Source organism: Alkaliphilus serpentinus (assembly GCF_009017255.1).
Lineage (GTDB): Bacteria > Bacillota > Clostridia > Peptostreptococcales > Natronincolaceae > Alkaliphilus_D > Alkaliphilus_D serpentinus.
On the sequence record NZ_WBZB01000027.1, the window covers coordinates 1 to 5,715 of the forward strand.

Sequence of the window (5,715 nt, forward strand, 5' to 3'; positions counted from 1 at the left end):
ATCGTTTCACCGGGAACGAAGTTCCGCCAAGTCGGTCGAACTCTCGGGTCCGGCTCAACGTTGTCAGGAATACCAAAACGTTATATGACAGAAAAGTAAGGTTGTACTTAATTAAAATTTGGAGGCCTAAATTATTATTAAGTATGAGAGTTTAACAAATAGAATAGACGCAGTAGTATTAAGTCAAGTAAATCTTATTTAAAGGAAGGAGAACTAAGATGCTAATAATTGTATTATCTATACTTGCGACTATATCTTTAATTATTTCTATCTTTTCATTTTTGCAGAAAGGTCCTTTGATTTCATTGATATATTATATGTCTAATCAGAGTGAAAGAAAAGAATTAAAGATAAAAAAAAGATATTACTTTATTGGAACTATATTTTTAACTTCAGCAATCCTATTTTCAATTTTATTAGCAGACGAAATATTTCATTTACCTTCAATACAAACACCATTGATTATTATTTCCATTATACTATGCGTATATTATATTGTTAGATATACACAACTGGAGGTTGAAAGGATTAAGAAAAAAATAAACAAAAAATAATTTTGCATCCTCATGAATTAGGGATAGAATATAATTTTAATGCTGTGCCACATAAGACACATCATTTATATAATACGCAGCTAATTACAAGATATTTAGAATAGAAAAGTGAGGATGGAAGGGCTTAGTTAGAAGATTTCAGTTGATTCCGCCATATAACAAAGTGTTTACGCAAGGGTGCCAGGGGTAAGTTCACTGAAACTTAATCCATAACCATAGGGAAGTGGGGTCAGGCACCACACCTTCTCACTGGGTGCAAGCACCTCCAAGACGGTCTATCTATTGGGTCCAGCTCGAAGGCGTCGTAAACACTGGAACGTTATCTGAAAGACAGGTGTAGAAAATGCTCGGCTGCAGATAATTTATTTTATTTAATTGGCTTAAATGAGAAGAAGTAGATATTTTCTAATTATATTGGAGGTTATCTTGTGACAAAAATTAAGCTTATGAATATGTGCATGATAATAGATGAGGTTAACAATAAAGTCGTTGTACAAGATAAAATTAATTGGACAAATTGGAAGGGGATAACATTCCCTGGAGGCCATGTTGAAAATGGTGAAAGTATAATAGAATCAGCAATACGAGAAGTGAAAGAAGAAACTGGTCTTGATGTGAATGACTTAAAATTTAGCGGTTTGATTGATTGGTTTAATGATGTCTCAAATGAAAGATGGTTTGTTTTTTTATTCAAAACCAAAACATACTCTGGTGAAATACTGAATGAAACACATGAAGGAAAGGTGTTTTGGACAGATTTAGACGAGTTGCCAAGTATGAAGTTAGCAAGGGGTATGAATGATTACTTAAAATTATATTTTAATGATAATTTGAATGAGGCTTTTGCTACATGGAATGACAATTATATTAGTGATTTTAAGTTCTTTTAATTTACTAAGGAAATAATCTACGATTATATTTATTTTTTACTTGTCCTAGTTAATAGGAGAAGAGTCACCTGTCCACAGATAACAAAGTGTTTACACAAGGGTGCTGGAGGTAAGTTCACCGATACTTAATCCATTGCCATAGTGAAGAAGGATCAGGCACCACACCTTCTTGCTGGGTGGCAAGCACCGCCAAGACGGTCTATCTTTAGGGTCCAGCTCGAAGGCGTCGTAAACACTGGAACGTTAGGTGACATCACTCCAAAATGAAGATGTGGGCCAAATTACGAATTTATTAATTTGATTTGTTATCCAAAGGAGAATACTATGCTTAAGTATACATTATGCTTCATAAAGTGTGGAGAGAAAATATTGTTACTGAATAGGGAAAGACCTGGTTGGATGGGGAGCTGGAATGGTGTAGGTGGATTGATTGAAGAAAAGGAAAAGCCTATTGAATCTGCAATCCGTGAGATATGGGAAGAGACTGCTATCTCAGTTGATGAATTAGATTTCAAAGGTGTTGTAACATGGAAAAATGAAAAAGGATTAATTGAAGGGATGTATGTTTTTATTGTAGAGGTAGCAGAAACGTATATATTTAACTCTCCAATAAAAACTGAAGAAGGTATACTTGATTGGAAGGAAATGAATTGGATATTCAATTCAAAGAATACAGGAATCGTATCGAATATTCCAAAGTTTCTAAGTCATATGCTTGAATCCAATGAGTTATATGAATATAACTGCATATACGAGGGATGCATACTAAAAGATATTAGTATAAATCGGATAAGAGATGATTTTATTAATAAAGTTAAAGAAATAAAAAACAAATGTGGATAAGGCCGATGGGTTATTGCAATGTGACGATCACCTAACAATGTTTTTACGCAAGGGTGCCAGAGGCAAGTTCACCGAAACTTAATCCATAGCCATAGTGAAGTAGGGTCAGGCACCACACCTTCTCACTGGGTGACAAGCACCGCCAAGACGGGCTATCTCTAGGGTCCAGTTCGAAGGCGTCGTAAACACTGGAACGTTATATGGCAGAAAAGGAAGGTTGTACTTAATCAAAATTTGGAGGACTAAATGTTATTACTTCATATGGATGTTTTACAAATAGAATAGACACATAAGTATAATAATGTGTATTAAATGAGCGAAGGGTGATAATAATGGCGTTTTTAAAAAGATTAACACTACTTATAATAATCTTTCTAACCTATTCTTTTATTTTAGTAGGGTGCAAACAGAGCAGCCCTGAGATTAGAACGTCTATTACAATAAGTAAAATCACGCAAGAGGAATACAACAAAATTGACAACTCAAGCAAACCGGAAGATTCTAACATAGATGATTTTAGAAAGCTATACATTGATGTTAAAATGACCAACTCAAAAAAAGCAGTGGAAAGAAAAATCACTATACCAAACCTATATATTATTGACAAATATGAAAGGGTTAGGACAACGAGCGGTGGGGCTTCTGAACAAAATAATATTGGAACTGAAGATACGGCTAAAAGCATGGCATACATTATCTTCGATAGCAGGGGATTAAGTGAACAAGACATAAGGAACTTATACAGAGAGTCGAAAATTTATATAGCACATAGATTAAGGAATGGAGATTTAGTGGAGAAAAGCATTTCAGTTGGGAATGAATTGACATTCAACAAATAAATATTCTTTGCAATTATAATATAATATGCAGCTAAATTACTAGACATTTGAAAAAGAAAGGTGAGGATTGGAAGGACTTTATCAGACGATTTTGACTGATTCCGCCATATAACAATGTTTTTACGCAAGGGTGCCAGGGGTAAGTTCACTAAAACTTAATCCATAGTCATAGTGTAGTAGGATCAGGCACCACACCTTCTCACTGGGAGCGAAGCTCCGCCAAGATGGTCTATCTTTCGAGTCCAGTTCGAAGGCGTCGTAAATACAGAAACGTTAGATGACATGCAAATAAATAGGGGGTGATTATATTGGATACAGAAAAGACGAGTTTATATAACAGGCCAGATATTTATGACATTCATTTTTCTGGAAAGATGGCAGAACTATTACGTAAACATTACGAGATAGTTTTAAGTAATAAAGAGATTTGTACTATACATGATTGTAGTTACGGAACGGGTAATTTAACAAATGAATTAGCAAGAATGGGATATCATATTTCAGGTTCTGATTTAAGTAAGGAAATGCTAAGTCGAGCAGAGGAAAAGATTAATGCTGAAAATCTGAAAATAAAACTTACTCAAAGTGATTTTAGAGATTTAACGACTAATATAAAAGATAAATTCGACTGCGTTATGAGTACAGGGAATTCATTAGCGCATGTATCAAATGAAGATGTAAAGAAAGTGCTTTACCAGATGGCTCAACTGATAAAGAAAAAAGGTTATATTTATATAGATACACGTAATTGGGATAGGATCCTAAGTACTAGACAAAGATTCTACTATTATCAGCCTTTTTTTAAAAATGATGAAAGAATCAATGCTATGCAAGTCTGGGATTGCAATTCAGATGGTACGATAACATTTAACTTGTTATTTTCATTCGAAAAAGAAAAACGGATATACCAACGTGAAGAATTAAAGAATTATATTATCCGCTCAAAAAAGAATTACTGGTTAATGAGCTAGAAAATTTAGGTTTTGAAAATATTGAAACACACAGTTTTATTCACCATAAGATAAAGGAATTTAAAGAAATGGAATGGTATGTTGTGCTGGCTAAAAAGAAGGACTAGCTGCACGATCATCTAACAATGTTTTTGCGCAGGGGTGCAGACAGCACGTGTTGAGGGATAGATCAGCGCACCACACACTTCTCACTGGGTGGCAAGCACCGCCAAGGGGAAGGTCAAGAGGGTCCAGTTCGAAGGCGTCGCAAACACGGCGACGTTAGCTGAAATTCTTATTTAGTTAGGAGTAGGTTGTATGAAAAATAATATATTAAAATTCGCAGTAATTTTGGGAGGGATATTTGTAGTAATTATTTTGTTATCCATCGTTAGTTACTCTCCTGAATATATGTATAGAGTTATAAGATATAGAGAATCTGACGTAAATGATTACAAAATATTTCCTGAGAGAACTGTAGAGCATAGTACTCAACCGTATAACTATAAGATGAAACTTCTTGATGGTTTAGAAGATAAAGTAATTAGTTATAAGTACATTAGTAAAAATTACGAGAAAAAGTTAATGGATTTTTTAGAAGATACTAAAACGACCTCTTTTATAATCATACATGATGATAAAATTGTATTTGAACAGTATTTCAATGGATATAATCGAGATTCTATAAATACATCTTTTTCGTCTGTTAAATCAATAGTATCTCTTTTGATAGGAATTGCAATTGATGAAGGCTATATAGAAGGTGAAAAGCAATCAATTGCAGATTATATACATGAGTTTAAAAATACTACACTAGAAGAAATTACTATCGAAGATCTGTTACTGATGAGGTCAAAGATACGGTATAAAGAAGGTAGTTTATGGTTTGGGGACGATGCGAAAACATATTACATGCCAAATTTAAGAGAATTGGCAATTACCCATATTAAGATTGATAAAAATTATAAAGGTAATTTTCATTATAATAATTACCATCCCCTATTGTTAGGGATTATATTGGAAAGAAGTACAGGTCAGGATGTTTCAAGCTTTTTAGAAGAAAAACTATGGAAGAAACTTGGAACTGAGTATAATGCATCATGGAGCCTTGATAGTAGTGAAAGTGGATTTGAAAAAATGGAGAGTGGATTAAATTTTAGGAGTATAGATTTTGTAAAGGTTGGAAGTATGCTTTTACATATGGGAAAGTGGAACAGTGAAGATATTATTAGTGAGGATTGGATATACAAATCTATAATAGCAGAATTTCCGTTAGATGAAGGAGACTATAAAAATTCATTTTTGGAGAAAACAGATGTTGGATATAAATATATGTGGTACAGCTTTGAGAACAACAATGGAGGATATGATTATTTTGCTGCTGGAAAACATGGTCAGTTTCTTTATATATCTCCTATGAACAATATAGTTATTGTACGTAATGGAATTGAGTCAGGCAAGATTGATTGGTGGCCTGATGTTCTGGAAAATATTACTAATATAGTAGCAGAATTGCAAAATTAGCATTAAATGAACATCAGCTAACAGAGTGTTCACTACATTCATCAGTTTTTTTGAGCGGGATAGTGAGAGCTGATGAACGTCGTGAACACCCAGAACGTTAGGCGAGATATTATAA

6 protein-coding genes are annotated in these 5,715 nt (G+C 33.8%); all 6 read left to right on the forward strand.

The genetic code is table 11. The features are described 5' to 3' along the window. The first annotated feature begins 218 nt into the window (after positions 1 to 218). The 6 genes from F8153_RS08945 to F8153_RS08970 all read left to right on the forward strand — a co-directional run bounded on the left by F8153_RS08945 (position 219) and on the right by F8153_RS08970 (position 5,600). Positions 219 to 554 (forward strand): DUF3784 domain-containing protein, encoded by a 336-nt coding sequence (locus F8153_RS08945; protein ID WP_151866021.1) that lies wholly within the window; start codon positions 219 to 221, stop codon positions 552 to 554. 428 nt (positions 555 to 982) lie between these two features. Further along, entirely contained in the window at positions 983 to 1,444 is a 462-nt protein-coding gene (locus tag F8153_RS08950; protein ID WP_151866022.1) for an 8-oxo-dGTP diphosphatase, read from the forward strand. A 324-nt stretch (positions 1,445 to 1,768) separates the two neighbouring features. Further along, positions 1,769 to 2,287, forward strand: coding sequence for an NUDIX hydrolase (locus tag F8153_RS08955; RefSeq protein ID WP_151866023.1), 519 nt, complete (start codon positions 1,769 to 1,771; stop codon positions 2,285 to 2,287). A 332-nt stretch (positions 2,288 to 2,619) separates the two neighbouring features. After that, the gene (locus F8153_RS08960) at positions 2,620 to 3,126 is read left to right on the forward strand and encodes a hypothetical protein (protein ID WP_151866024.1); all 507 of its coding nucleotides are present in this window, start codon (positions 2,620 to 2,622) and stop codon (positions 3,124 to 3,126) included. Between the two features lie 308 nt (positions 3,127 to 3,434). Further along, entirely contained in the window at positions 3,435 to 4,097 is a 663-nt protein-coding gene (locus tag F8153_RS08965) for a class I SAM-dependent methyltransferase (RefSeq protein WP_151866025.1), read from the forward strand. A 297-nt stretch (positions 4,098 to 4,394) separates the two neighbouring features. After that, positions 4,395 to 5,600: a serine hydrolase domain-containing protein gene (locus F8153_RS08970; protein WP_151866026.1), complete on the forward strand. Its 1,206-nt coding sequence runs from the start codon at positions 4,395 to 4,397 to the stop codon at positions 5,598 to 5,600. The last annotated feature ends 115 nt before the right edge of the window (positions 5,601 to 5,715 follow it).

What these genes read in the sequence shown, in the direction of transcription:
- F8153_RS08945 (WP_151866021.1), top strand. Translation starts at nt 219, where the DNA reads ATGCTAATAATTGTATTATCTATACTTGCGACTATATCTTTAATTATT.
- F8153_RS08955 (WP_151866023.1), top strand. Translation starts at nt 1,769, where the DNA reads ATGCTTAAGTATACATTATGCTTCATAAAGTGTGGAGAGAAAATATTG.
- F8153_RS08960 (WP_151866024.1), top strand. Translation starts at nt 2,620, where the DNA reads ATGGCGTTTTTAAAAAGATTAACACTACTTATAATAATCTTTCTAACC.
- F8153_RS08970 (WP_151866026.1), top strand. Translation starts at nt 4,395, where the DNA reads ATGAAAAATAATATATTAAAATTCGCAGTAATTTTGGGAGGGATATTT.